This window comes from Mesorhizobium sp. LSHC420B00 (assembly GCF_000503055.1).
GTDB lineage: Bacteria > Pseudomonadota > Alphaproteobacteria > Rhizobiales > Rhizobiaceae > Mesorhizobium.
This window is the reverse complement of record NZ_AYVY01000002.1, coordinates 412,260-437,684: the sequence shown is the minus strand read 5'-3', so window position 1 is coordinate 437,684 and position 25,425 is coordinate 412,260. Positions and strand designations below refer to the sequence as shown.

The following is a 25,425-nucleotide window of genomic DNA, read 5'->3' as shown; positions in this document are numbered from 1 at the left end:
GCCTCGGCCATCTCGTACCATTCGATTAAATTGCTCCTGTGTATATTAGCACTCGCTCAATTAAGCGCGCCGACAATGTCGGTGCGGCGGGCCAAAAACCAAAGGGTGTTGTCATGCGAAGCGATTTCGCCGCGGCGCGCGAGCTTTTGGAGTGCGCACAAAACCGCCTCTGCGGCGCGGATGAAACGAGCCGGCGCGTCAACGAGGCCCTCGACGCGCTGATTGAAGAAATAGCCATCGCAGAATTCCGCAAGGCGCCGCTGACGGTCGTGCCGTTTCCGCGAGCGCGGCCTCCAAAGCATGTTCGGTAGGGCGTCGCGCCTGTGTTAACAGAACGTCGGCGCCTGTAGGCGTTGAAGCACCATGCCTTCAACCGTATAGTTGGCGGCGCTGATGCTATGAACCCACGAGCTGATCCATGTCACGCTGTGGAGATGTCTACGAGAACAAGGTGACCGGCGAATATGCTGTCATCCTGCGTGGCACGGAAGACCGCGGAGATGGGCCAGGCATCGCCCATCTGACCGCTCGGCCGGGAGCCGCAGTGGTGGGCGAGCACTTCCACCCGAACCTGACGGAACGGTTTACCGTCCTCGGCGGCCGGCTCGATGCTTGCATCGCCGGGAAGACTTTGTCTCTGGGGCCTGGCCAATCCGCCGCGATCGAAGCAGGCGTCGCACATGATTGGTGGAACAGCAGCAAAACCGAAGAAGCGCATGTCCTGGTCGAAGTCGACCGGGCGCCGGGTGCGGACGATATCGACCCGAACCGTTTCGAGCTGCTGATTGGCATGCTCTTCGGCCTGGCCAATGCCGGCAAGGTGGACAAAAAAGGCAGGCCTTCGCCGCTTCAGGCGGCGGTCATCGCCAGGGAATTTGCCGACGTTATCGTCTTCACGCACCCGCCACCTGCGATTCAGCGAGTGGCGCTGGGGATCCTGGCGCCACTCGGCCATCTGCTCGGCTATCGCGCGATCGACCCCGGCTATTGCAAGCCGCACGGGCACGTCACGCCGGCGCCCGAAGCCCTCGCTCGGGCAGGTCTTTCGGCTGGGTGACTGCAGTCAAACCCCAATCGCCGCCACCAATATCCTATTCTGCCGCCGTATCGCAGTGCGCAGTTCGGCCATCCTCGCCCCGTCGCGCTTCACGAACTCGATGAACATCATGTTCATGTTGTTGAACACCAGTTCGCCCAAGGCGTGTCCATCGATGTCGCGGCGCACCAGGCCGAGCGCCTGCAGGCGGGCGATCAGCGCACGGATCTGCTCGGTCAGTGCCCGGTCGAGCGCGGTATAGGCCTGGCCGAACGGGCTGTCCGGCAGTTGCGTCGAGATCGCCATCGCCTGTCGCCACATCTCCTTGCTGAGATAATGCAGCGAATGCTCGATATAGATGCCGAGCAGTGTGTCCAGCGCGTCGCCGACATTGGCCGGCGGGTTGGCCACCACGCCGCGCCCGGCATTGAGCACTTCGTTGACCTCCATCGAAACGATGGCGCCGAGGATGTCGCCCTTGTTCTGGTAATAATTGTAGATCGTGCCGACCGAGACTTCAGCCTGCGCGGCAATCGTCTCGATCTTGGCGCCTTCATAACCGGCATCGCGGAAAAGCGCCGCCGCCGCCTCGATGATGCGGCGGTGCCGATCCGCCTTCTGCCTTGCCCGCAATCCGCTCATAGCGGCTGTTTGCCACAAAAACAGAATTGACTCAATTTTAGAATTGGTTCAATTTTTTGCCACAAGCCAAAAAAGGCAAGGGAGAACACTCGATGTCCATCAATCCAAAGACCCCCAATCCAACTACCAGGAATACGATTTCGGTTCTGAAGAGCCATCTCCACAGCGCATGTGCCGCGGCGGCACTGCTGCTGGCGACGGGCAGCCTCGCTCAGGCGCAGGACCTCAACGCGCTGATCTGGTGCGATCACGCCGATCCGGCGCTGTTGCAGCCTTTCGAGGAGGCCAACGGCGTCAGGGTCAATGTCAAGGAGTTCGAAGGCACCGGCGCTGGCCTGGCGATCGTCGAACAATCGCAGCCCGGCGATTGGGACGTGATGGTGATCGACAGCATCGACATACCGCGCGGCGTCGAAAAAGGCCTGTTCGAGCCACTGCCGGAAGACAAGCTGCCGCTGGCCGACCTGTTTCCGCAGGTGAAGATGGATAGCTCCACCGTGGTCGACGGCAAGCGCTACGGCATCACCGAAAAGTTCGGGTACAACACGATCGGCTACAACAAGACCAAAGTCGACCCGGCCGACATGCAGTCGATGGCGGCGCTGACCGGCGATAAATACAAAGGCAAGATCGCCATCTACGACTATTACCTGCCGGTCATCGGCATGGCCGCCCTGGCGATCGGCAAGAAGACGGCGGAACTGACCGAAGCCGACCTTCCCGCCATCAAGGAACAGCTGCTCAAAATGAAGGCCAATGCCAAGCTGGTCGGCGAAGTGACCGCCAGCCAGACAGCGCTGGCGACCGGCGAGGTCGACATACTGGTCGGAGGTGGCGAATGGGTGACGGCGGGGCTGGCCAAGGAAAACCCGGCGCTCGACTTCTCGATCCCGAAGGAAGGCGCCGTGCTGTGGTCGCAGTCGCTGGCAATGTTCAAGGATTCCAAGAACAAGAACCTGGCACTTAAATTCATCCAGTACATTATGAGCCCCGAAGGCCAGGCGCGGCTCGCCACCTCGTCCTGCTATTGGGGCATGCCGGCCAACACCAAGGCGGCGCTGAGCGACGAGCAGAAGAAGATCCTGCGCTTCGACGAGCAGGAGGAATTCCTCGCCCGCGCGCAATCCTATCCGGCGCCGAATGCCGATCTCGACAAGAAGATGCAGGACGTCTGGACCGAAATGCTGCAGGCGCAATGACCGGCTGCCGGTCGTGAACTCCGCCAGCAGCGGGCGTGCCCTACCCTGGGCGCTGGTCACGCCGGCGCTCGGCTGGACGCTGCTGTTCTTCGTGCTGCCCTTCGTCGCCATGGCGGTATCCAGCCTGACGGCGCATGAAGGCGGCGGCTTCACGCTATCCAACTACAGCCAGTTTTTTGCCAATCCATCCTACTGGCAGGCGATGGTGAATTCGCTGCAGGTCACGGCCATCGTCACCGTGATCTCGGTGCTGCTTGCCTATCCCTTCGCCTGGATCCTGGCCGAGCAGGTGCCGGAGCGCTGGCAGCGGCTGGCGCTGATGCTGGCGGTGCTGCCGTTCTGGACCTCCTATGTCGTGCGTTCCTATTCGTGGCTGCTGGTGCTGGCGCAGAACGGCGTCGTCAACCGCGCGTTGACCGGCTCCGGGCTGTTCAGCGAACCGCTGCAGCTTGCCAATACGCGGCTAGCGACCGTCACCGGCTTCGTGCATTTCTTCGTCATGCTGTTGACGCTGACGATCTTCGCCAATCTGAAGCAGCTCAGCCCCAGCTACCGCAAGGCCGCAGCCGACCTCGGCGCCGGGCCGATCCGGACATTCCTGCATGTCGTTCTGCCGCTGACGCTGCCTGGCATCATGGTCGGCGCCTTCCTCACCTTTGTGCTGTGCATCGGCGACTACATCACACCGCAGATCCTCGGCGGCAACAATGAGCTGTTGATGCCGCAGCTCGTCATGATGCAGATCGGCCGGCGCGGCGACTTTCCGCTCGCCTCGGCGCTGTCGATCATCCTGATGGCGGTCGTCACCATCGCCTATCTCGCCTGCGCCCGCTGGCTGAAGATCGAGCGGGCTTGACCATGCGCGCTCTCATCCGCCTCGTCTCCGGCCTTTACGCCATCGCCATCTACGGCTTCATCTTCCTGCCGGTGGTTGTGCTGATACTGTTTTCGCTGCAGGCGACGTCGTTTCCGATCCCGCCCTTCACCGGGCCGTCGCTGCGCTGGTACGAGGCCGTGCTCGCCGATACGCGGCTCACCTCGGCGCTGGTCAACTCGCTGCTGGTTGCCGTCCTCTCTTCGGCTGTCGCCGTCACGCTCGGCTTTCTCTCGGCCTGGGGTTTTGCACGCTTCGCCTTGCCGGGCTCGGGCCTGATGCGTGGACTGATCACGCTGCCACTGACCGTCAGCTATCTCATCATCGGCATGGGGCTGCTGGTGCTGTTCAACTGGGCCGGCGTGCCGAAGTCGCTTCTTGCCGCCGGCATCGGCCATGTCGTGATCAACCTGCCGCTGTGCTTTGCCATCGTCTACAGTCAGATGGGCGACCACCAGATCAATATCGAGCGCGCCGCGCGCGACCTCGGCGCGCCCGAATGGAAGGTGCTGCTGCTGATCACCGTGCCTGTGATGGCGCCGGCGATCTTCGCCGGTTTCTTCCTGTCGATGACCTTCTCCTGGGACGAATTCGTCATCTCGTTCCTGTTGACGCGCTTCGACACGACGCTGCCTGTCGAGATCTGGAACCTGCTGCGCTCCGGTCTCAATCCCAAGACCAACGCCGTCGGCTCGCTGGTCTTCGCCGTCTCCATCGTGTTGGTGGTATTGTTCGAACTGATGCTGTTGCGGAGGAAGCCGGCATGACGGCGCCACTGGTCGATATAAGCTCTGTCTCGCATCGCTTCGGCCAGCACACGGTGCTGAAGAACGTCTCGCTGACGATCGAGCCGGGCAGCTACACGATCCTGCTTGGGCCGTCCGGCTCCGGCAAGACGACGCTTTTGTCCATTCTCGGCGGCTTCGTCATGCCGAGCGAAGGCAAGGTGCTGATCCGCGGCGAGGACTGCACCGCAGTACCACCGGCGAAGCGGCCGACGACGACCGTGTTCCAGGACTATGCGCTGTTCCCACATATGAGCGTCGGCAGCAATGTCGGCTTCGGCCTGCGCATGCAGGGTGTCAATGGCGCAACCCGGGCAGCAAGGGCGCGCGAGGCGCTGGCGCTGGTTGGCCTCGCCACCGCCTTCGACAAGAAGCCGCACCAGCTTTCCGGCGGGCAGCGGCAGCGCGTGGCACTGGCGCGCGCCCTGGTGGTCGAGCCGGCGGTGCTCCTGCTCGACGAGCCGCTCGGTGCGCTCGACCTCAAATTGCGCCGGCAGATGCAGGACGAGTTGAAGGCGATCCAGAAGCGTGTCGGCACCGCCTTCATCCACGTCACCCACGACCAGGAAGAGGCGATGGCGCTGGCCGACCATTGCGTGGTGATGAATGACGGGCGCATCGAGGATGAAGGGCCACCAGAGCGCGTCTATGCACGGCCGGCGACGCGCTTTTCCGCGACCTTCATGGGCGAAAGCACGCTGATTTCCGGAACGGTGACCGAGGCGAAGAGCGGCAAAATCACCGTCACCACGAAGCTTGGGTCGCTCTCGCTGGCTGGCACATTGCCGGCCGGCTCGACGGTTGCGCTGGCCGTCCGGCCTGAGCATCTTGTCCTCGGCGCTGCCAGCGGCCCTGTAGCGCTTGGCATGGCCAAGGTCAGCGACGTCGTCTTCCAGGGTAGCTTCAAGCGCGTGCTGGGAACCTCCACGACCGACCCGGCGTTGCACTTCATCGCCAAGGTCCCCTCCGCATCGGCCGTCCAGCCGGGCGACGTTGTCGCCGTATCGTGCGATGCTGGCGACGTCATCCTGCTTGCGGACTGAACATGAGCACGCTTCCAATCATCGACGCCGGCCACTGGTACGAAAGCATCCGCATGGGCGATGGCGTGACGCTGATCCACGAGCCGTGGATCAAGCCGTTCTTCCGCTGCAACATCTGGCATGTGCGGGGCCGCGACCGCGACCTGCTGTTTGACACGGGCCTCGGCCATTTCAGCCTGCGCCGCCACGTACCGCTGGTCACGGAACGCAAGCTCACCTGCGTGGCCAGCCACACGCATTTCGACCATATCGGCTGCCATCACGAATTTCCCGACCGCTGCGTGCACCCGGCCGAGGCCGAGATCCTCGCCGACCCGCGCAACGAATGGACGGTTGCCGACCGCTATGCCACCGAGGAGATGTTCGACGGCATGCCGCAAGGCTGGGACACGAATCGCTACCGGATCCTACCCGCACCAGCCGGCCGGTTGCTCGAACAAGGCGACATCGTCGATCTTGGCGACCGTACCTTCGAGGTCATCCATACGCCCGGCCATTCACCCGGCGGCATTGCGCTCTACGAAAACAGGACGGGCATCCTGTTTTCCGGCGACATCATCTATGACGGCCCGCTGATCGACGATGTCTATCACTCCGATATCGACGACTATGTCGAAACGCTGCTGCGCATGCGCGATCTCGATGTCTCGGTCGTGCATGGCGGCCATTTCCCGAGCTTCGGCAAAATCCGCTATCGCCAGCTTGTCGACGAGTATCTCGCGCAGAAGCGCCAGGCCGGCTGCCATCTGCTCGCCCGATAGGGACTAGCGTTGTAGCGTCAAAGCGCCCTTTGCGGGCAGGGTGTGCCCGCCGCGTCGCCGCAGCGTGAGGCCGTGGGCTCGGGTCTAAAACTCTTTTCCTCCGACTGACGCACCAGTTCCGCGAAAGCCAGGGCAAAACTTGCCAGCATCAGGAAGACGATAATCAAGCGTGCCAGCGGCAATAGATCGGCCTCGACTGGTTAGCCCCACGCCGCCCATCCACTGCCGGCTAACATGATCGATACGGCTTTACGAGAGTTTAAGGCAGGTCTTAACCATCACATCATTTTGTCCCCCGACATGATGCGCGAGCGCGCCTGTTTGGCCGCCATCTCAAGACACCTCCCTCCCTTTGCAGAAATGCCCGCCCATGCTAACCCGGCGCTGGCGCGACCCCGCAACCGGTCGCCACCAATCGGTCGTTGCCAATCGGTTGTCGTTGAGAGCCATGAGCAAAACCGCCAGCCGTTTCGCCTTCGTCTCATCCGGTACAGCCGACGCCAATGCAGCGCTGGAAAGCCTTTCGGCACGCTACGGCCAGGCATCCGTCGAGGATGCCGGAATCGTCGTGGCGCTCGGTGGCGACGGCTTTCTGCTACAGACCCTGCGCGAGACGATGAGCACGGGAAAGANTCCTGCTGCAGACCTTGCGCGACACGATGAGCACGGGAAAGAAGGTCTACGGCATGAACCGTGGCACCATCGGTTTCCTGATGAACGAATACCGCGCCAGCGGCTTGACCGGGCGCATCGCGGCTGCGGTCGCCGAAACGATCCGTCCGCTGGAGATGCAGGCGGTGACGGCGGAGGGTGAGACGATTTCGGCGCTGGCGATCAACGAGGTCGCGCTTTGGCGCCAATCCTACCAGACGGCCAAGATCCGCATCACCGTGGATGGGCAAGAGCGGCTGGAGGAATTGCACTGCGACGGCGTGATGATTGCGACGCCGGCCGGCTCGACCGCGTATAATCTGTCGGCGCACGGGCCGATCCTGCCGCTCGACGCTCCGCTGCTGGCACTGACCCCGGTCAGCCCGTTTCGTCCGCGCCGCTGGCGCGGCGCGCTGCTGTCCAACAAGGCGATCGTGCGTTTCGACATTCTGGAGCCGGAAAAGCGGCCGGTGAATGCCGCCGCCGACCACACCGAGGTCAAGGCGGTGACGACGGTCACGGTGAGGGAATCGCCGACGGCGACGGCGACGCTGCTGTTCGATCCCAACCATTCGTGGAACGAGCGCATTCTCGCCGAACAGTTCCGCTACTGAGCCGGCGCAGCAGCCACTGCGCAAATTAAGCATCGCGATTAAGGTTACGACTTCACAATCGCGCCAATGCCGCCCGTTTGTGTTGACAAATCGTAGGCTTGCGCCTACCTGCAATACCAATCTTGCAGGCGCGCGGCGCTTGCCGCGACTGCCTATGTTGCGCCCCCGAACCAGCCAAAGACAGCCAAACTTGTCCTCAGACACCCAGATCGCTCAAGAAGCGTTGACCTTCGCAGACCTCGGCCTGTCGCCGAAGGTCCTTTCCGCAGTTACCGATGCCGGCTACACCGAGCCGACGCCGATCCAGGCTGGTGCTATCCCGCACGCCTTGCTCGGCAAGGACGTGCTGGGCATTGCCCAGACCGGCACCGGCAAGACGGCGTCCTTCGTCCTGCCGATGCTCACCCGGCTGGAAAAGGGCCGCGCCCGCGCCCGCATGCCGCGTACGCTGATCCTCGAGCCGACGCGCGAGCTAGCCGCGCAGGTCGAGGAAAACTTCGTCAAATACGGCAAGAACCACAAGCTCAACATCGCGCTGCTGATCGGCGGCGTGTCCTTCGACGAGCAGGACAAGAAGCTCGAGCGCGGCGCCGACGTGCTGATCGCGACTCCCGGCCGCCTGCTCGACCATCGCGAGCGCGGCAAGCTCCTGCTCAATGGCGTCGAGATCCTCGTCATCGACGAGGCCGACCGCATGCTCGACATGGGCTTCATCCCCGACATCGAGCGCATCTGCGAGATGATCCCGTTCACCAGGCAGACGCTGTTCTTCTCAGCGACGATGCCGCCGGAGATCACCAAGCTCACCGAGAAGTTCCTGCACGCGCCGGTGCGCGTCGAAGTGTCGAAGGCTGCATCGGCCGCCACCAACATCATCCAGCGGCTGGTGAAATCCGGGCCAAAGCCTTGGGACAAGCGCGAGACGCTGCGCAATCTGATGAAGGCCGAGGATGCCGAGCTGAAGAACGCCATCATCTTCTGCAACCGCAAGGTCGAGGTGTCGGAGCTGTTCCGCTCGCTGCTGAAATATGATTTCGACGCCGGCGCCCTGCACGGCGACATGGACCAGCGCGCGCGCATGCAGATGCTGGCCAATTTCCGTGACGGCAAGCTGCGCTATCTCGTTGCTTCGGACGTCGCGGCGCGCGGCCTCGACATTCCCGACGTCAGCCATGTCTTCAACTACGACGTGCCGATCCACGCCGAGGATTATGTCCACCGCATCGGCCGTACCGGCCGCGCCGGACGCTCCGGCAAATCCTTCACCATCGCGACCAAATCGGACACCAAATACATCGACGCCATCGAACGGCTGATCGGCACCAAGATCGAGTGGCATGACGGCGACCTGTCGACGGTCGTCGTCAGCGAAGGCGGCGAGGATGAGGCCCCCCGCCGTGGCCGTGGTGCGCCACGCCGCGCCGGGCGCAAGGACGACGCCAAGGACAGGGGCGAGCGCAAGCCGCGTGAACGCCACGCCAAACGTGGCGAGGAAACGGCGCCGGAAGCGGTAAGCGAGGAACAGCCGGTCGTGGCCGAAGCCGCGGTCGCCGACATCGGCGAGCGGCGTACCCGCAAAGAGGCGATCCGCTCGGAAAACAGCGAGCGCCAAGCTTCACCTGAACGGAAGGCTTCGCCCGATCGCAGCGAGCGGCGCGCGCCGGAACGCGGCGATACCAGGCCACAGCGCGAGCGCCCTGCCCGTCAGCGCCAGGAAGACAATGACGCGACCGTGGGCTTCGGCGACGACATGCCGGCCTTCATGCGGATCGTCGCCAAGGTCTGATACCACAGCGCTCGCGCGTCCCGCCGACGCGCGAAGCACGAAGCCGGCATAAGACGGCCTCGCCTCACGCTGAGATGGCGTTAGTCCGGCAGGCCCGCCTTGCGAAGGCCTTCGATGTACCTGCTGCGATCGTCCGGTCGATAAAACGGCGGCAGCACCTCGGCAAGATTCGAAAGCCGCAGCGAGGGATCGAGCTCGCAGACCCGGGCCATCATCTGCTGCGCTTCCGACAGGCGCCCCGCAAGGGCATGACTCGCCGCCACTACACGCATCGCGCTCACGTAGTTCGGTTGGTACCGCAGCGACTTTCCCGCCCAAGTGGCGGCGTCATCGTAGTGGCCGGCACAAAAATGAGCGAGCCCGGTGTTGAATTGCCAAGCGAACAGGCGTGGATCCAATGGGCTTAGGCGCATGGCAAGCGCGGCGTGCTCGACGGCCTTGCCTGGCTCGCCAAAGCAAGCCCTGACCCAGCTGCTTAGGCCCCACGCGGCCGCTAGATTCGGGTTGAGAACGAGCGCGCGATCGATGCAAGCCGCACTGTCGTCAAGGTCGCCACCTACGTAGCCGAGCACGTATCCACCGAAGGAAAGCGCAATCGCATCGTCCCTTCCGAGTTCGACCGCTCTCCTGGCCAGTCGAGTAGCCTCGGCATTCTCTTTCGCGCGGTCGACCATCCAGCCGTTGCTTTTTCGGGTAGCATAGCACCGCGCCGCCCGCGCATAGGCTGCGGCAAACTCCGGGTCACCGTCGATCGCCTTCATGAAGAGGCGCAAGGCATCGTCAATGGCCGACCTACTAGTGATCGTCCGGTCAAAGGCCGCCAGCCCGCGGAGATAGTAGTCATAGGCGTCGAGGCTTTCAGTCGGTTTGCGTTTGGCACGCTCGATCTCAGCCTCCTCCATTTTCGGTGTGATTGCGCCGACAATGCTCGAGGCGACCTGGTCCTGCAGATCGAAGACTTCGGCGAGCGCTCCGTCAAAACGGTCGGCCCAGAGATAGGCCCCTGTCGAGGTGTCGATGAGCTGCCCGGCGATGCGCAGGCGGTCGCCAGCCCGGCGAACACTTCCCTCGACCACATAGCGCACGCCCAGCTCACGCCCGACCTGCTCTATGTCTACGGACCGTCCCCTGTAGGTGAAGCTCGAATTCCGTGCGACTACGAACAGGTGACGAAAGTGAGCCAAGGCCGTGACAATGTCTTCCACCATACCGTCGGCAAAATATTCCTGCTCCATATCACCGCTTAGATTCTGAAACGGCAGCACCGCTATCGATGGGTGGTCGTCGCGCCTCGTCGGGGCCGCCAGAACCTGCGCCAGTGATGCGACGCCGGAGCTTGGCTCCGGCCGCGGACGTTCAGGTCGTTCACGGGACTGCAGAGAAGCCGCCAGCGAGCTTGTCTGCTCCTCAGGCTCTGCATCCAGATGTTTTTTCAAAGCTGCCCGACACAGCTCGAACTGGCGTAAGGCGGCGTTTTCGTGACCTCGATGAGCGTGGATGCGGATCAGCGCCCGATGGGCCGCCTCCGCCGTCGGATCCGGGGCGAGCAATCTCTCCGCGAGCCCTTCGCAGGCCGTCTCTTCCGCTGAGCCGGGTGCGGGCAGCGCCAGGCTCAGCCGATCGACCAACTGCAGCGCTTTGCGCTGATACTTGCTCAGATAAGGTCTGAACCACTCGTCCAGTTCGTCAGGAATGGCTTGCCCGGCAAGCAGCTCACCGCGGTACAGATCGGCGGCGAAGGCGAGATCAGTGGTCCGGCCCTCCTCCAGCTTCCGGTCGAAGATCGAGATGTCCGCCTCATCCGGACCGGCAATAAGCGCGACGGTTTCCTGATCCCCATCGATGTAGATGGTTGCATCCGAGCTGGCGGGGAACGTGCGCCTGATGTCGACCAGCGCCTGACGCAAACTATTGCGGGCCTGACCATTGCTTCGCCCCGGCCAAAAGGCTTCGGAAAGCTGCTCGCGACGATGGCCGCGGCGGCCTGCGAGAACCAGAGCAGCAAAAAGAAGCGAAGTCTTGCGTGTGGCGAACCGGACGGGCCGGCGCTCCGGGGAAGTAACCTCCAGGCCACCAAGCAACCGGATGCGCACAAATCGTCTCCAGACTTCGACCGCAGCGACAGAATAGCATCTCGGTGGATCGATTTAACACCGATTTAACGGCGGATCGTCGGACTCCTCCCAATTGTTCACACACAGCCGAACAGCCCGAAAACGCCTGCGTGGCACGCTCCCATCCGCAAACTCGAAATGGGAGACCAAAACAATGGCTCACACGGAAACTCGCGCCGCCCGCGGCATGTCCAAACGCTTGCTTGGGTCTGGCTTGAAAAGCGCAGCAATGATGATCGCTGTCTTCACGAGATGGCGGCGGACCGCCGTAAGACGCAGGGCACTGGCAGATTTGACGATCGATCAGCTGAACGACATCGGACATTTGGAGGTCCATCAACCAGCACCCGACGCCGTCAAGGCAGTTCTGATCACGAACTTGATATCGATGAGGTAAGATCGGCGCTCAGTTTGGTTTGGGCCCTAAAGGTTCCTGAGTTCCAGGCGAGATGCCAACAGGTCCAGAAAAGCGCGTACTTTGGCCGAGGACGACCTGCCTTCCGGCCACACGGCATGTATCGGCACCGGCACCGGCTCGAATTCGGTCAGAACCAGCTCCAGGCGGCCATCGTCCACCAGGTGTTTTACCTGCCAAAGCGGGGAGTAGCCCAAACCCAAGCCGTGAACCGCGGCTGCATAGATCGATATCATCAAATTCGACCGGAAGGTGCCCGCGACCTTCACCGGCCGGGGCTTGCCTTCAATCTGAAACATCCATTCGCCCGGGCGGCCGTCAACGGTTCGTACGATGCATTCATGCTCACGCAATTCAAGCGGATGGGCCGGTCGGCCGTGTTGTCGAAAGTAGGCAGGTGCGCCGAACACGACGCGCCGCAGCGCCCCCAGCCGCTTCGCCCGTAGACTGGAATCCGGCAAATCGCCGATCCGGACCGCCAGATCGAGACCCACGGCATCCAGATCGACAAATTCATCGGAAAGCTGGAGGTCAACCTCAACCTGGGGATATGTCCGCATATAGTCGGCGATGACCGGCATCAGGAAATCCGGGCCGAACAGAACCGGGGCACTCACACGCAGGATGCCGGACGGCTCGGATCGTCGGTTGGCCGCCTGAAGCCTGGCTTCGTTTATTTCCCCGATGGCGGGCTTGATGCGTTGGAAAAAGGCCGCACCGGCTTCGCTCGGCGTCGAGCGGCGCGTCGTCCTGTGCAGAAGCTCGACCCCGATGGATTCCTCCAATGTCGCCAAAGACCGACTGACCGACTGCAGTGAGCGGTTCAGCCGGCGTGCGGCAGCCGTCAGGCTGCCATGCTCGACAATGGCAATGAAGGCTTCGAAATCATCTATCCGGCTCATCGCGTATTTCTCCCGAAAATCGGGATAAACTATCGCCACATCGATCAATTGTAACGCAGTTCGCTAGATTTTATCTTCCCTGCACAGGCCGAAAGGCAGACTCGAGGGAAGGAGATCGTCATGCGAACACCCAGTCCAACCGTCCTGGTCGTAGGCGCCGCAGGCCGCGTTGCCGGTTTGGTGGTGCCTGAACTCGCCCGCCGCAATGCCAGGGTTAGAGCGCTTGTTCGTGACGCCGCGGCTGCCGAAAAAGCCCGGAAAGCCGGCGCAACCGAGATCGCGATCGGGGATCTGCGCAACCATCAAAGCGTTGAACAGGCCGTCGAAGGTGTCGACGGTGTCTTCCACATCGGACCGGCCTTTGCTCCCGACGAAGCCGCCATGGGGGTTGCCATGGTTGAGGCAGCGGCGCGTGCAGGCGTTCGGAAATTCGTCTTCTCATCGGTGATCCAGCCCACCAACACGAGGCTGGAGAACCACGCAAGCAAGGTACCGGTCGAAGCCGCCCTCTATTCGACGAACATGGAATACACCATTCTGCACCCGGCCAATTTCATGCAAAATATCGCGGCGGCCTGGCCGTCCATCGTCGAGCATGGCGTTTTCGCCGAGCCGTTTCCAAAGACGGCGAAGCTGGCCCGCGTCGACTATCGCGACGTGGCTGAAGTGGCAGCGATCGCACTGACCGAAACGCGTTTGTCCTATGCGACCCTCGAGCTGTGCGCCGACGGTATGCACAGCCGCGAAGAGGTCGTTGCCATGATGAGCGAGGCGCTTGGCCGGCCGGTTTCAGCAGGCGAGCCGACATTTCAGGACTGGGCGGCGAAAGCCCGCCTTCCCTATACCGACCGGCAGTTGCAGATGCTGGCCAAAGTACACAGCCACTACGCCAAATACGGCCTCGGCGGGAACAGCCTGGCGTTGCGCGCCGCGCTTGGCCGCGAGCCGCGTTCGCTGCGAAGCTTCATTCGGGAATTGGCGCTGCCGGTGGCACATGCCGCCTGATCGTCCTCACAATAACGCTTACGCACACTTTCTGATTAGGAGATTTCGATGCAAGCATCACCGGACCGAGCCTTCAAATTGAGAAAGCTGCCGCCCTCCTACGGCGCGGTGGTGATGCCGTTGGTTCTTTCGATTCTGATGTCCTCGATTGTCTCGGCGGTTTCGACGGCAATCGGCGCAGGCTGGACGGACGGGTTTATTGCGGCCTGGAGCTATGCATGGGGCGCTTCATGGCTTGTTGCGTTTCCCAGCCTGCTGATTGTGCTTCCGATCGTGCGCCGGATCGTTGCCGCGATTGTCGATCAGCCGGCCCGGTCCTGATATCACAAACGCAGCGCGCCGGCGGCCGGCGGTCCGGCATAACCATTAGAGCGGCCCCGTACGGAGCCGCTCTCGGTTCATGCGCTTGCCTCAGGTGAGCGGCGACAGCTGGATCTCGACGCGGCGGTTCTGAGCCCGGCCGGCAGCGGTCGCGTTGGAGGCGATCGGACGCGTCTTGCCGAAGCCGGTGACGGCGAAGCGGCGGGAATCGACGCCCTGCCCGGACAGATAGTTGGCGACCGCCAGGGCGCGGCGCTGCGACAGGTCGAAATTGTGCTCGTCGCCGCCGGTCGAGTCGGTGTGGCCGAACACGTCGACGGTGGTCTGCCGGAACTTTTTCAGCACAAGGGCAACCGAATTCAGCACCGGATAGAACCCAGCCTTCACCGCATCCTGGTCGACGTTGAAAGTGATGTCGGACGGCATGTTGAGGATGATCTGGTCGCCGGTGCGGGTGACGCTGACGCCGGTGCCCTCAAGCTGCCGGCGCAGTTCGGCCTCGTTCTGGTCCATGGTGGCGCCGATGGCGCCGCCGGCAAGCGCACCGATCCCGGCGCCGATCAGCGCGTTGCGGCGGTCGTTGCCGCCGGCAAGCATGCCGAGCCCGGCACCAGCCAACGCTCCCAGACCGGCGCCGGCAGCGGTGTTGGAAACCTTCTGCTCCCCGGTGTAGGGATCGGTGGTGCATGCGCTCACGAGCACAGCCGTCGCCACGACGGCGAGCACAATCTTTTTCATATGGTGGTCCCTCTCCATACCACGGCCGCGCAATGGCGCACCGCATCAGCCCTTCCAGCGACTTGTAACATGAAATGCGGCGAAAAGCGGACCAGCAAAAGCCGCTGCGGCGGCTTTCCCCGGCTCATTCCACCCGGCTGCCAGCGGCTCGCGCGACCACCGCAATTCGACCGTCTACCAGAGGTTCTTGCCGTCGATGACCACCACTTCGACCTTGTCGAGATCGAAATAGTCGAACAGCCGCGAATTCACGCTGATCTTCGGATTGTCGAAATTCGGCTCGCCCGTCGACCAGTCCGGCGTTTCGGTGAAGGTGCCGCAGCCGCAGGTGGCGCAAAAACCGTGTTTTATGGTTTTCGATCCCCATCGGTAGAACGAAACATTCTCGGGCGGGCTGGTAAGTCTGAATTGCGATGGCGTGTAATAGGCCCACAACGACCCGCGTTTCGAACAGAAGGAACAGGTGCATCGCGTCACCGTCTGCGGCGCTTGCGAAACCTCGAACGTCGTCGCCTTGCAGTGGCAGCTTGCCTTGATGGTCATGGATTAGTCCCTCACAATGCCCGCCGCCCCTACGGCAAGGCACCATAAAGAAACGCTCCTGACAACTCTCCGTCAGCAGATCTGTCGTCTGCAATGCGCAGTTTCAAAAGTGCTGTAACCCAATCGAGGGCGTGTCGATCCCAAAAACCCTGCACACCCTCGGGTCAAGCCCAAGGGCAAGCTTTTGGGGGCGACATGCATCAATAGGACGATGGCGGCACGAACAGACAGATGGTCTTTCCGTCATTGGCGCCGGCGACCGAGCACCAGTGATATGCGCCGTCGGGCGAATTCTTGATGCGCTTGTCGCTATAGGCCACGACTTCGCCTGTCCCCTTGATGACATAGCCTTCGGGGCGCTCGCCGATAGATATCGGCGCAACCTCGCGGCAGTCATAGCCCGAGCAGCAGGAGAACGGATAGCTCCAGCCTTGCGGCATCGCCGCGGTCGGCTTGGCATCATGCGCCAGAGCAGGCGCCGCGAATGGCATCGCGGCAGCTATCAAAACCACTGCCGCGACAAGGGAATTCAGAAATCGGCGCGCCGTGTGAACGGCATGGGCCGGTCTGGTTGTAAGAGCAGGCATGGGCGCAGTTCCTATCAACGGTTGTCAAGCATCTCGCTTGCCCGTTCCCGGAACGTGTCTTCCCAGTGGCCGGATCGTCAGGTCGCAGATACGCCGCGCCCGGCCATAAATGCTTTTTTCCTCCCCAGCGCTTGGATGCTGGGCTGATTCCTTGGTCGGCGCAAGGAATTGCTGTCGCAAACCGAACGCCGACCTCTGCGGCCGGAACCAGCCTGCCGGCCGGGTTGACGAGACTGGTACGATCACCCCCGGCAGCGAGGGTTGCCAATAACGGAATTCGGCTCGCAGTGGTTCCGGGCTCGGCACCGGCAGGCTCGAAGCATTCGCGTCAAAAGCGGAAATCGATTTTGGAAATTCTGATGAAAAACAAAGTTGTAGAACGACAGGTAAGTTCAAGCTGAGAACTCGTCACTCTCGCGCCGTGGCCGTAACTCTCGCGTGATGGATTGAAATTGCCGGGTTGGTGCCCGCCTTCAGTCGATGTCGGCCACCGTTTCTCCGGCGCCACCCTCGATGCGCTGCGACAGCGAGGCCTCCATGAAATCGTCGAGGTCGCCGTCGAGCACGCTCGACGGGCTGGTGCTCTCGACGCCGGTGCGCAGATCTTTCACCAGCTGATAGGGCTGCAGCACGTAGGACCGTATCTGGTGGCCCCAGCCAATATCGCTCTTCGACGCTTCGGTGGCGTTCGCCACCGCTTCGCGTTTCTTCAGCTCTTCCTCGTAAAGCCGCGAGCGCAGCATTTCCCATGCCTTGGCCTTGTTCTTGTGCTGGGAGCGCTCCGCCTGGCAGGCAACCGCGATGCCAGTGGCGAGATGGGTGATGCGGACCGCCGAATCGGTTGTGTTGACGTGCTGGCCGCCTGATCCCGAGGAACGATACGTATCGATGCGGACGTCGGATTCGGAAACGTCGATGTCGATCGTATCGTCGATGACGGGATAGACCCAGACGCTGGCGAACGAGGTGTGGCGGCGCGCATTGCTGTCGTAGGGCGAAATACGCACGAGACGATGCACGCCGGATTCCGTCTTCAGCCAGCCATAGGCGTTGTGGCCCTTGATCAGCAGCGTGGCTGACTTGATGCCGGCCTCTTCGCCGTCATGCACTTCCAGCACCTCGACCTTGAAGCGGCGGCGCTCGGCCCAGCGCGTATACATGCGCAGAAGCATCGAGGCCCAGTCCTGGCTTTCGGTGCCGCCGGCGCCGGCATGGACTTCCAGATAGCTATCGTTGGCGTCCGCCTCGCCCGACAGCAGCGTTTCGATCTGGCGCGCCTTGGCCTCGCCGCGCATCGAGCGGATCGCCGCCTCGGCCTCCGCGACGACGCCCTCGTCGCCCTCTTCCTCGCCAAGCTCGATCAGGCCGATATTGTCTTCCAGAGCCTGGGTGAGGCCTTTGACCGCGGCAATGCCTTCCTCGAGGCCCTGACGCTCGCGCATCAGCTTTTGCGCTTCCAACGGCTCGTTCCAGAGGCTCGAATCCTCGGCGCGGACATTCAGGTACTCAAGCCGCTTTATGGCCTGGTCCCAGTCAAAGATGCCTCCTCAGCAGGGTGATCGCCTGCCTGATCTCGTCGACAATATTTTGCGTTTCCGCGCGCATGGCTGGCTGTTCTGTCCTGTTGCTGAATGGCGGTTTGGTGGCGCGATACATAGGGACGGCAATGTCCCCTGTAAAGCACCGGCCCCTGTAAAGCGGGATGGGCCGGCTCGACCATGATCGTCAAGCCGGCCCGACCGGATGTAACGATTGTCAGTAGAGCCCGCCGCCGCCCGACTGGATAGCCTGGTTGGCCTGCGGCGACAGCGCCCCGCCGGTGGCGTTGGAGCCGTCCGCACCCATGCCGATCACCCAGTAGCTGTCGGCGGGACCGGTACCCGGCTTGAAGGCTTCGATGATGGTTCCGGCGTCACCCTCGTTGGCCCGCATGCCGGTCTTGCGATTGATCGCAATCAGCTTCATGCCTTCGGGAACCTTGAAGTCGACATTGGGCGTGCCGTCCAGCGCTACGCGCATGAAATCCTTGAAGATCGGCGCGGCAAGGCCGCCGCCGGTCGCGCCCTTGCCAAGACCTTTCGGCTGATCGTAGCCCATATAAAGGCCGACAACGAGGTTCGGCGTATAGCCGATGAACCAGGCATCCTTTTCGTCGTTGGTCGTTCCGGTCTTGCCGGCGATGTGACGGCCGAGTTCGTTGATGGTGGCGCCGGTACCGCGTTGAACGACGCCCTCCATCATCGATGTGATCTGGTAGGCGGTCATCGGATCGAGCACCTGCTCGGAATTGTCGACCAACTCCGGCTCTGGCTGGTTCTGCCATTCTGCGGCGTTGCAGTTTGAGCAGCCGCGTTCGTCCTGCCTAAAGACGGTCTTGCCGTAGCGGTCCTGGATGCGGTCGATCAGCGACGGCTTGATCGACTTGCCGCCATTGGCCATGATCGAATAGGCCGATACCATGCGCATCACCGTCGTCTCGCCGGAACCCAGCGCCATCGGCAGATACGGCGCGAGATGGTCGTAGACGCCGAAACGCTCGGCATACTCCACGACCAGTTTCATGCCCATGTCGTTGGCAAGCCGCACCGTCATCAGATTGCGCGATTTCTCGATGCCGGAGCGCAAGGTCGCCGGACCGGCCACCGTTCCGTCGTAATTCTTGGGCGTCCAGGTCGTGTTGCCGCTCTGGATGGTGATCGGCCCGTCCATGATCACAGAGGCGGGCGTATAGCCATTGTCGAGGGCGGCCGAATAAACGATCGGCTTGAACGACGACCCCGGCTGGCGCATGGCCTGCGTCGCCCGGTTGAACTCCGACTGCGCATAGGAGAAACCGCCGACCATGGCCAGGACGCGTCCGGTATGCGGATCCATGGCGATCAGGCCGCCTTCCACTTCGGGAACCTGGCGCAAGCTGTAGCTGTTGTCCGAGCCGTCGTTCCTCTGCACGAAAATCACGTCGCCCGGCTTCAGCACGTCGGCCGGCGACTTCGCCTTGACGGTTTTGCCGTCGACCACGTGGCGCATGGCGAAGCTCATGTCTTCCTTGCTGACGGTGCCTTCGAGGCGGTCCTTGACGATTTCGCCGGAGATCTGGCGCGTCGGCTGCAGGCCGATGGACAGGCCGGTGGCCGAGCTATCGAGCACGACGGCAAGCGACCATTCCGGCACGTCCTCCAGTCGCTTGACGTTGCCCAGCGGCACGCCCCAGTCGCCGGAAACATCGATGCTCGTGACCGGCCCGCGGTAGCCGCGCAGCGTATCGAACTTCATGAGACCGTTCTGCATGGCCTTGCGGGCAATCAACTGCATCTTCGGATCGAGCGTGGTACGGACGGAAAGGCCGCCCTCGTAGAGCGCATTCTCGCCGTAGCGCGCGATGATCTGGCGACGCACTTCCTCGGTGAAATATTCCCCGGCGAAGAGATAGTTGCCGGTGCGGCGCGGCGTGACGCCGAGCGGCTCGGCCTTGGCCTTCTCGCCTTCTTCATGGGTGACGTAACCGTTCTCGACCATCTGGTCGATGACCCAGTTGCGGCGCTCCAAGGCGCGATCGGCATGCTTGAAGGGATGATAGTTGTTCGGCCCCTTCGGCAGAGAGGCAAGATAGGCAGCCTCGGCCACGGTGAGCTCGTTCACCGATTTGTCGAAATAGGTGAGCGCAGCACCGGCGACGCCATAGGCACCGAAACCGAAGAAAATCTCGTTGAGATAGAGCTCGAGAATGCGATCCTTCGAATAGGCCTGCTCGATGCGGAAGGCGAGGATCATCTCCTTGATCTTGCGCTCGTAGGTCTGGTCTGAAGACAACAGGAAGTTCTTCGCCACCTGCTGGGTGATGGTCGAGGCGCCGACCTGGCGCTTTCCCGAGCCAAGATTCTGCAGGTTGACGACAATGGCGCGGCCAAGGCCGGTCACGTCGATGCCGGGATGATTGTAAAAGTTCTTGTCCTCGGCCGACAGGAAGGCCGCCTTGACTCGATCCGGGATCGCCTGAATCGGCAGATAAAGCCGCCGCTCACGCGCATATTCGGCCATCAGCGCGCCATCCGACGCGTGGATGCGGGTCGTCACCGGCGGCTCGTATTTGGCCAGCACCTCGTAATCGGGCAGGTCCTTCGACAAATGGCCGATATAGATCGCCACGCCCGCCGCGACCAAAAGGGCCAGCGTCGTGCCGATGCCGAAGAAATAGCCAATGAGACGAATCATACCCGCTCCAGTCCTTGGTTCGGGAATTTCCTAAACGAAGCCGCCCTTCGCGCAAGCTTTCGGGACGATCCCAACCCGTAATCGCAAAAGCCATGTCGCGACCATGTGGGCAAAATACGGCAGCGTGGAATTTCGGTTTCGAATGCCGGAAATAAAAGCACAGGGTGTTGTCGCCGTGCAACGCTGCCTCAGGTTGTGGGCGCCGGCGGGCGTTTCAGCCTCCGGCCCCCGTTCCGCTCTTGGCCGAAGCAAACAGTGCAACGGCGTTGGTTATGCTTTGGGTCGCCTTGTTGCGCCAATCGGCGCTGAGCAACTGCGCTTCGTCCTTGGCGTTCGACAGATAGCCGAGTTCGACCAGCACGGACGGAACGTCCGGCGCCTTCAGCACCTTGAAGCCGGCAGAACGCTGCGGGTTGTTGATCAGGCCGACGCTGGTGGAAAGCTGGCCGACAAGAGTGTGCGCGAAGCTCATCGAAAAATTATGCGTCTCGCGGCGGATCAGGTCGATCAGGATATCGGTCACTTCCTTGCTGTCGTCCTTGATCTCCATGCCAGCGAACTGGTCGGAAAGATTTTCACGGTCGGCAAGCGCCTGTGCCTCGGGATCGGAAGCCTTGTCGGACACGGTGTAGACGGTTGCGCCGCGAATGCCCTTGAGGCTGATCGTGTCGGCATGGATCGAGATGAGCAGGTCGGCCTCATGCTGGCGAGCAATGCGCACGCGATCGTCGAGCCGCAGGAACTCGTCCGTTTCGCGCGTCAGGAACACGTCATATTTGCCGCTGGCGGTGAGCTTGTCGCGCAGTTCCATGGCAAAGGCGAGCGTCACGTTCTTCTCGACAGTGCCGTTCAGGCCCTCGGCACCACCGTCGATGCCGCCGTGGCCGGGATCGACGACGACGGTGAAACGATGGCCCGGATTGGAGACCGGCCCGGTACCGACCCTGCCGGCCTTGTCGGCAGAGACTGTCGAGCCGGTGGTCAGCGCCTGATTGGCGAGCGCTGCATCGAATTCCCGCTGCGACGCCGCCGACATGTCGATGGCGATGCGGTAGCCACTGCCATCATCGTTCTTCAGCACGTCGAGATTGTCGACGGCAAACGGTCCCTTGCCGGTGAGAATCAGCCGCGATTTTCCCTCGCCGAGTCCGCCGTAACGTACGGCGCGGACAAGGCCGCGCGGCTTCACATCCTTGGCATTTAGGGCGAATCTCGTGGCCGGCAGATCGATGACCAGACGATTGGGGCCGCGCAGCAGGAACCATTTGATGTCGGGATCGCGGTCGAAATTGATGACGATGCGCATCTTGGTGGCATCGCCGGCCATCTTGTAGCTTGTGGCGCCGATCGGTACGTCGGCAGCACGCGAAAGTGGCGGAAAGACTAGGCAAGCCAGGATCAGCGGCAGCAGGCAGGCGGTGCGGAACAACCAGCCTCCATGATGACGGCCCTTGTCTGCGAAGCCTGCCAGTCCCATCTTTCTACCAGTCGCTCCTGTTTGGCGTCATGCCCGATCGTTCGTCAAAGTGCCCTATTGCTTGTCAAAGTTCCGGCAGGCCGCGAACTCGATTAACGATTGGTATCCAGAGAAGGTTAACCAAGCCTTTTCATGGAAGGCTTGGAACCTGGGCTTCCGTTGCGGAACGGCTTTTTGCCGGCGTCGGGAATCGGGGTTGCCTTCCAACCCGCCAAATCATAAAAGCGATGGTGGATCACTGCAATCCTGGAACCGTCCTCCTCCGCAGCTTCCTGCTACAGGTCAGACGCAAGACGGCTCCTTTCGCTTCAGGCGAAGAAGGCATCGGTGATCGCGACGATTTTCGCAGGCGTGCTCCCGTGGCGGGGGAATCGCCTGCGTGAGCAAAACGGCCGGGATTGTCCCGCGCCGGCTCTGTATGAGCAAACAAGCTGGTCCGGTTTTTCCCGGGCTTTGGTTCAAAAGGTTCTGCTGGTTACGATGGCTTCAAGCGCAATCATGGAAAGGTCCGCAACAAACCGCGCCACTACGGCTGCGGGCGGCACCGCCATGGCGCTCAGGCAGCGGCCGGCGGACGTTCAATTGTCCGGCACCCATGTTCCAGGTCCACGGCAGCGGGCATTGCCCCGCAAGCTGCGGCCGACGGCTGCCGGGGGGAAACGAAATAATGCCCAACAAAATGCTGATAGACGCCTCCCACCCGGAGGAAACACGCGTTGTCGTCGTTCGCGGTAACCGTATTGAAGAATTCGACTTTGAATCCCAGGACAAGAAGCAGCTCAAAGGAAACATCTATCTCGCCCGCGTAACGCGCGTCGAACCTTCCCTCCAGGCAGCCTTCGTCGAATATGGCGGCAACCGTCACGGTTTCCTCGCCTTCAGTGAAATACACCCCGACTATTACCAGATTCCGGTCGCCGACCGTCAGGCGCTGCTGCGTGCGGAAGCACAGGAAGCCCAGGACGAAGAGGACGAGGAAGCCGCCGAGGGCGACGACCGCCAGAGCCGCGACCGCGGCAAGCGCGGACGCCGGCGTGGCGGCAAGAGCCGCGACCGCGGCGAGCACAGGCGCGAGGCAGGCGCGTCCGACGGTGAGAATGGCGAGAGCGGCGAAGATGCCGTCGCAGAGAACCTGGATGCCGCTGCCGACGGCGGCGACACCATGTCCGATACTGTCGGACAGAGCGAGGATGCCGCCGGACAGAGTGATGAAGTCGCCGATAGCGGCGAGACCGAGCCGTCCGAAGGCGGATCCAGTTCCATCGCTGCCAGCGTCGACGCCGACGTAATCTCGGAAGCCGTCCCGCAAGTAGAGACAAGGGAGGTCGAGACAGGCGGGGCCGAGACGAGCGGCGAAGCGACGTCCGAAGACAATGATCGCGGCATGCTGGAGGAGGTGCAATCCTCGCATTCGGACGATCACGAGGTCGAATCGGTCGGCGCCGAAGACGCGCTTGAAGAAGTGCGCAACCGCCGCAAGCCGGTGCGCCGCCAGTACAAGATCCAGGAAGTGATCAAGCGTCGGCAGATCCTGCTGGTGCAGGTCGTCAAGGAAGAGCGCGGCAACAAGGGTGCGGCGCTGACCACCTACCTGTCGCTGGCCGGCCGCTATTCGGTGCTGATGCCGAACACGGCGCGCGGCGGCGGCATTTCGCGCAAGATCACCAATGCGCAAGACCGCAAGCGGCTGAAGGAAGTGGTCGCCGATCTCGAAGTGCCGCAAGGCATGGGCGTCATCCTGCGTACGGCCGGCGAAAGCCGCACCAAGGCAGAGATCAAGCGCGACTACGAATATTTGATGCGGCTTTGGGAAAATGTCCGCAATCTGACGCTTCAATCCACGGCCCCTGCCCTGGTTTATGAGGAAGGCAGCCTGATCAAGCGGTCGGTGCGCGACCTCTACAACAAGGATATCGACGAGATCCTGGTTTCCGGCGAAGAAGGCTACCGCGAGGCCAAGGATTTCATGCGCATGCTGATGCCGAGCCACGCCAAGGTGGTACAGCCGTTCCGCGACACGACGCCGATCTTTGTGCGCAACGGCATCGAAGCACAGCTCGACCGCATGCTGCAGCCGCAGGTGACGCTGAAGAGCGGCGGCTACATCATCATCAACCAGACGGAAGCGCTGGTCGCCATCGACGTCAATTCGGGCCGTTCCACCAAGGAGCACTCGATCGAGGACACCGCGCTTCACACCAATCTGGAAGCCGCCGAGGAAGTCGCCCGGCAATTGAGGCTACGCGATCTCGCCGGCCTGATCGTCATCGACTTCATCGACATGGAGGAGAACCGCAACAACCGCTCCGTCGAGAAGCGGCTGAAGGATCACCTCAAGAACGACCGCGCCCGCATCCAGGTCGGCCGCATCTCGCATTTCGGGCTGATGGAAATGTCGCGTCAGCGCATCCGTGCCAGCGTGCTGGAATCGACGATGAAGCCTTGCCCGCATTGCGGCGGCACCGGCCATGTGCGCTCCGATTCGTCGGTTGCGCTGATGGTGGTGCGGGCAATCGAGGAATTCCTGCTCAAGGATTCGCGCAGCCACATCACGGTGCGGACGCCGGCAGCGACCGCGCTCTATGTGCTCAATCACAAGCGCGGCACGCTGGTGGAATTCGAGCACCGCTTCGGCGTGACCATCACCATCGAAGCCGATGACACGGTCGGTGCACAACACTATGCCATCTTCCGCGGCGCGCTGGCCGAAAAGCCGGAAGGCTTTGTCGAGGCCCGCACGTTCCCGGCCTATGTCGAGCCGGAAGAACCCGAGGACGAGATCGTCATCGAGGAGGAAGAGGAGGCACCGGTGCAGGCTGAGCAGCCACGCCCTGCCCAGCAGCCGCAGCAGCCAAGGTCCGGCGAGGACGGCGAAGGCCGCGATCGCAAGCGCCGCAAGCGCCGCAGACGGCGCGGCGGCAAGGATCGCGAACACGGGGATCGCGAACACGGGGATCGTGAACACGGGGACCGCGAACAGGCCGCTGCCGGGGAAGGTGCTTCCGTTTCGGCGCCGACGGACGACGCCCTCGTAGCCGCCGGCGATCAAGGCGCCGAAGCGGAACGTGAAGCGCCGGCCGGGGTTGCCGAAACTGCGGAAGCGGCGGACGACGGTCACGGCAAGAAGCGCCGGCGCGGCAAGCGCGGCGGCAAGCGCAATCGCCGTGAAGACGGTGAGGACGGCGTCGAAGCCAGCGCCGGCGAGCCGGCCGGCATGACAGAAGGTGCCGTATCGGAAGCAGAGCCGGTGACTGGCGAGCCGGAAGGTGCGCCGCCTGCCGAAGAGCTTGCGGTGCGTGCTCCGGCGAACGACGACACGCCGAGCGCCGAAAAGCCGAAGAAGCCGCGCCGTGCCGCCAAGCCGAAGAAGGCCGCGGCGGAAGCAGTTGCCGAGATTGCGGGCGCCGAGACATCGGCCGCCGAAGCCGCGGCGGTGGCTTCCGGCGAGACCGCTGCGCCGGTTCGGCAGGAGACCGAAGTGGCGGCTGGCAAGGAAACGCCGAAAGCCCGGCCGTCGCGGCGCAAACCCGCACCGGTGGATGCTCCGGTCGTGCCGGTCGTCTCCTCGATCGTCCCCGACGAGGCAAAGACCGAGGAAGCAAAGGCCGAGGACAAGCCGAAGCGTGCCGGCTGGTGGCAGCGGAAGGGCTTTTTCTAAGCTTTTCCGTGTATTAGCCAGACTTTCTGATTAAAAGAATCCCGCGCTGCCGACTGGCTGCG

Annotated in this window: 20 protein-coding genes and 1 pseudogene; 12 read left to right on the top strand and 9 right to left on the bottom strand. The window is 62.5% G+C overall.

All coding sequences use genetic code 11. The annotated features are described in order from the left end of the window. Positions 1 to 113 precede the first annotated feature (113 nt). Positions 114 to 311: a hypothetical protein gene (locus X760_RS74390; protein ID WP_084641813.1), complete on the top strand. Its 198-nt coding sequence runs from the start codon at positions 114 to 116 to the stop codon at positions 309 to 311. Positions 312 to 418: 107 nt separating this feature from the next. Further along, complete coding sequence (locus tag X760_RS45980) at positions 419 to 1,057, top strand: cupin domain-containing protein (RefSeq protein ID WP_023717503.1); 639 nt, start codon at positions 419 to 421, stop codon at positions 1,055 to 1,057. Between the two features lie 6 nt (positions 1,058 to 1,063). Here X760_RS45980 and X760_RS45975 read toward each other — a convergent pair whose 3' ends face one another. Beyond that, positions 1,064 to 1,678 (bottom strand): TetR/AcrR family transcriptional regulator, encoded by a 615-nt coding sequence (locus X760_RS45975; protein ID WP_023717502.1) that lies wholly within the window; start codon positions 1,676 to 1,678, stop codon positions 1,064 to 1,066. A gap of 92 nt (positions 1,679 to 1,770) precedes the next feature. On the opposite strand from X760_RS45975, the gene X760_RS45970 reads away from it, so the two are divergent. From X760_RS45970 to X760_RS45940, 7 genes and pseudogenes are all read left to right on the top strand, one after another. Beyond that, positions 1,771 to 2,877: a spermidine/putrescine ABC transporter substrate-binding protein gene (locus X760_RS45970; protein WP_031193537.1), complete on the top strand. Its 1,107-nt coding sequence runs from the start codon at positions 1,771 to 1,773 to the stop codon at positions 2,875 to 2,877. 4 nt (positions 2,878 to 2,881) lie between these two features. After that, positions 2,882 to 3,733, top strand: coding sequence for an ABC transporter permease (locus X760_RS45965; protein WP_051409625.1), 852 nt, complete (start codon positions 2,882 to 2,884; stop codon positions 3,731 to 3,733). Between the two features lie 2 nt (positions 3,734 to 3,735). Next, the gene (locus X760_RS45960) at positions 3,736 to 4,518 is read left to right on the top strand and encodes an ABC transporter permease (protein WP_023717499.1); all 783 of its coding nucleotides are present in this window, start codon (positions 3,736 to 3,738) and stop codon (positions 4,516 to 4,518) included. After that, positions 4,515 to 5,579: an ABC transporter ATP-binding protein gene (locus X760_RS45955; protein WP_023717498.1), complete on the top strand. Its 1,065-nt coding sequence runs from the start codon at positions 4,515 to 4,517 to the stop codon at positions 5,577 to 5,579. The genes X760_RS45960 and X760_RS45955 overlap by 4 nt, the downstream gene beginning before the upstream one ends. 2 nt (positions 5,580 to 5,581) lie before the next feature. Further along, on the top strand, positions 5,582 to 6,340 hold the full coding sequence (locus X760_RS45950) for an MBL fold metallo-hydrolase (RefSeq protein ID WP_023717497.1): 759 nt from the start codon (positions 5,582 to 5,584) through the stop codon (positions 6,338 to 6,340). A gap of 448 nt (positions 6,341 to 6,788) precedes the next feature. Continuing rightward, positions 6,789 to 7,605 (top strand): annotated as a pseudogene (locus tag X760_RS45945) (NAD kinase). A 190-nt stretch (positions 7,606 to 7,795) separates the two neighbouring features. After that, positions 7,796 to 9,391: a DEAD/DEAH box helicase gene (locus tag X760_RS45940; RefSeq protein WP_031193535.1), complete on the top strand. Its 1,596-nt coding sequence runs from the start codon at positions 7,796 to 7,798 to the stop codon at positions 9,389 to 9,391. A gap of 80 nt (positions 9,392 to 9,471) precedes the next feature. Here X760_RS45940 and X760_RS45935 read toward each other — a convergent pair whose 3' ends face one another. Next, positions 9,472 to 11,484 (bottom strand): BTAD domain-containing putative transcriptional regulator, encoded by a 2,013-nt coding sequence (locus X760_RS45935; RefSeq protein WP_023717495.1) that lies wholly within the window; start codon positions 11,482 to 11,484, stop codon positions 9,472 to 9,474. A 444-nt stretch (positions 11,485 to 11,928) separates the two neighbouring features. Continuing rightward, positions 11,929 to 12,861: a LysR family transcriptional regulator gene (locus X760_RS45925; protein WP_245278529.1), complete on the bottom strand. Its 933-nt coding sequence runs from the start codon at positions 12,859 to 12,861 to the stop codon at positions 11,929 to 11,931. Between the two features lie 81 nt (positions 12,862 to 12,942). Between X760_RS45925 and X760_RS45920 the strand changes: the two genes are divergently transcribed. Both X760_RS45920 and X760_RS45915 read left to right on the top strand, forming a co-directional pair. Next, on the top strand, positions 12,943 to 13,827 hold the full coding sequence (locus tag X760_RS45920; RefSeq protein ID WP_023717492.1) for an NmrA family NAD(P)-binding protein: 885 nt from the start codon (positions 12,943 to 12,945) through the stop codon (positions 13,825 to 13,827). Positions 13,828 to 13,875: 48 nt separating this feature from the next. Further along, the gene (locus X760_RS45915; RefSeq protein ID WP_023717491.1) at positions 13,876 to 14,148 is read left to right on the top strand and encodes a DUF2798 domain-containing protein; all 273 of its coding nucleotides are present in this window, start codon (positions 13,876 to 13,878) and stop codon (positions 14,146 to 14,148) included. A gap of 90 nt (positions 14,149 to 14,238) precedes the next feature. On the opposite strand, the gene X760_RS45910 is transcribed toward X760_RS45915, so the two are convergent. The 6 genes from X760_RS45910 to X760_RS45885 all read right to left on the bottom strand — a co-directional run bounded on the left by X760_RS45910 (position 14,239) and on the right by X760_RS45885 (position 21,705). Continuing rightward, on the bottom strand, positions 14,239 to 14,886 hold the full coding sequence (locus tag X760_RS45910; protein WP_023717490.1) for an OmpA family protein: 648 nt from the start codon (positions 14,884 to 14,886) through the stop codon (positions 14,239 to 14,241). Between the two features lie 174 nt (positions 14,887 to 15,060). Further along, positions 15,061 to 15,429, bottom strand: a complete 369-nt coding sequence (locus tag X760_RS45905) for a GFA family protein (protein WP_023717489.1) — start codon at positions 15,427 to 15,429, stop codon at positions 15,061 to 15,063. A 200-nt stretch (positions 15,430 to 15,629) separates the two neighbouring features. After that, the gene (locus X760_RS45900; protein WP_023717488.1) at positions 15,630 to 16,016 is read right to left on the bottom strand and encodes a hypothetical protein; all 387 of its coding nucleotides are present in this window, start codon (positions 16,014 to 16,016) and stop codon (positions 15,630 to 15,632) included. 473 nt (positions 16,017 to 16,489) lie between these two features. After that, positions 16,490 to 17,621 (bottom strand): peptide chain release factor 2 gene (gene prfB, locus X760_RS45895; RefSeq protein ID WP_156948021.1). Its coding sequence is split into 2 segments (ribosomal slippage): positions 16,490 to 17,554 and positions 17,556 to 17,621, totalling 1,131 coding nucleotides; the frame shifts between segments, so codons are not numbered across the junction. 150 nt (positions 17,622 to 17,771) lie between these two features. Next, a complete protein-coding gene (locus X760_RS45890; RefSeq protein ID WP_023717485.1) occupies positions 17,772 to 20,228 on the bottom strand; it encodes a penicillin-binding protein 1A in 2,457 nt (818 codons plus the stop codon). Between the two features lie 214 nt (positions 20,229 to 20,442). Beyond that, positions 20,443 to 21,705, bottom strand: a complete 1,263-nt coding sequence (locus tag X760_RS45885; RefSeq protein WP_023717484.1) for an N-acetylmuramoyl-L-alanine amidase — start codon at positions 21,703 to 21,705, stop codon at positions 20,443 to 20,445. A gap of 667 nt (positions 21,706 to 22,372) precedes the next feature. Here X760_RS45885 and X760_RS45880 point away from each other — a divergent pair. After that, a complete protein-coding gene (locus X760_RS45880) occupies positions 22,373 to 25,363 on the top strand; it encodes a ribonuclease E/G (protein ID WP_023717483.1) in 2,991 nt (996 codons plus the stop codon). Positions 25,364 to 25,425: the final 62 nt, after the last annotated feature.

Coding starts and splice junctions, on each gene's coding strand:
- X760_RS45900 (WP_023717488.1), bottom strand. CDS start 16,016: ATGCCTGCTCTTACAACCAGACCGGCCCATGCCGTTCACACGGCGCGC.
- X760_RS45950 (WP_023717497.1), top strand. CDS start 5,582: ATGAGCACGCTTCCAATCATCGACGCCGGCCACTGGTACGAAAGCATC.
- X760_RS45960 (WP_023717499.1), top strand. CDS start 3,736: ATGCGCGCTCTCATCCGCCTCGTCTCCGGCCTTTACGCCATCGCCATC.
- X760_RS74390 (WP_084641813.1), top strand. CDS start 114: ATGCGAAGCGATTTCGCCGCGGCGCGCGAGCTTTTGGAGTGCGCACAA.
- X760_RS45955 (WP_023717498.1), top strand. CDS start 4,515: ATGACGGCGCCACTGGTCGATATAAGCTCTGTCTCGCATCGCTTCGGC.
- X760_RS45905 (WP_023717489.1), bottom strand. CDS start 15,429: ATGACCATCAAGGCAAGCTGCCACTGCAAGGCGACGACGTTCGAGGTT.
- X760_RS45885 (WP_023717484.1), bottom strand. CDS start 21,705: ATGGGACTGGCAGGCTTCGCAGACAAGGGCCGTCATCATGGAGGCTGG.
- X760_RS45910 (WP_023717490.1), bottom strand. CDS start 14,886: ATGAAAAAGATTGTGCTCGCCGTCGTGGCGACGGCTGTGCTCGTGAGC.
- X760_RS45880 (WP_023717483.1), top strand. CDS start 22,373: ATGCCCAACAAAATGCTGATAGACGCCTCCCACCCGGAGGAAACACGC.
- X760_RS45980 (WP_023717503.1), top strand. CDS start 419: ATGTCACGCTGTGGAGATGTCTACGAGAACAAGGTGACCGGCGAATAT.
- X760_RS45975 (WP_023717502.1), bottom strand. CDS start 1,678: ATGAGCGGATTGCGGGCAAGGCAGAAGGCGGATCGGCACCGCCGCATC.
- X760_RS45970 (WP_031193537.1), top strand. CDS start 1,771: ATGTCCATCAATCCAAAGACCCCCAATCCAACTACCAGGAATACGATT.
- X760_RS45915 (WP_023717491.1), top strand. CDS start 13,876: ATGCAAGCATCACCGGACCGAGCCTTCAAATTGAGAAAGCTGCCGCCC.
- X760_RS45890 (WP_023717485.1), bottom strand. CDS start 20,228: ATGATTCGTCTCATTGGCTATTTCTTCGGCATCGGCACGACGCTGGCC.
- X760_RS45920 (WP_023717492.1), top strand. CDS start 12,943: ATGCGAACACCCAGTCCAACCGTCCTGGTCGTAGGCGCCGCAGGCCGC.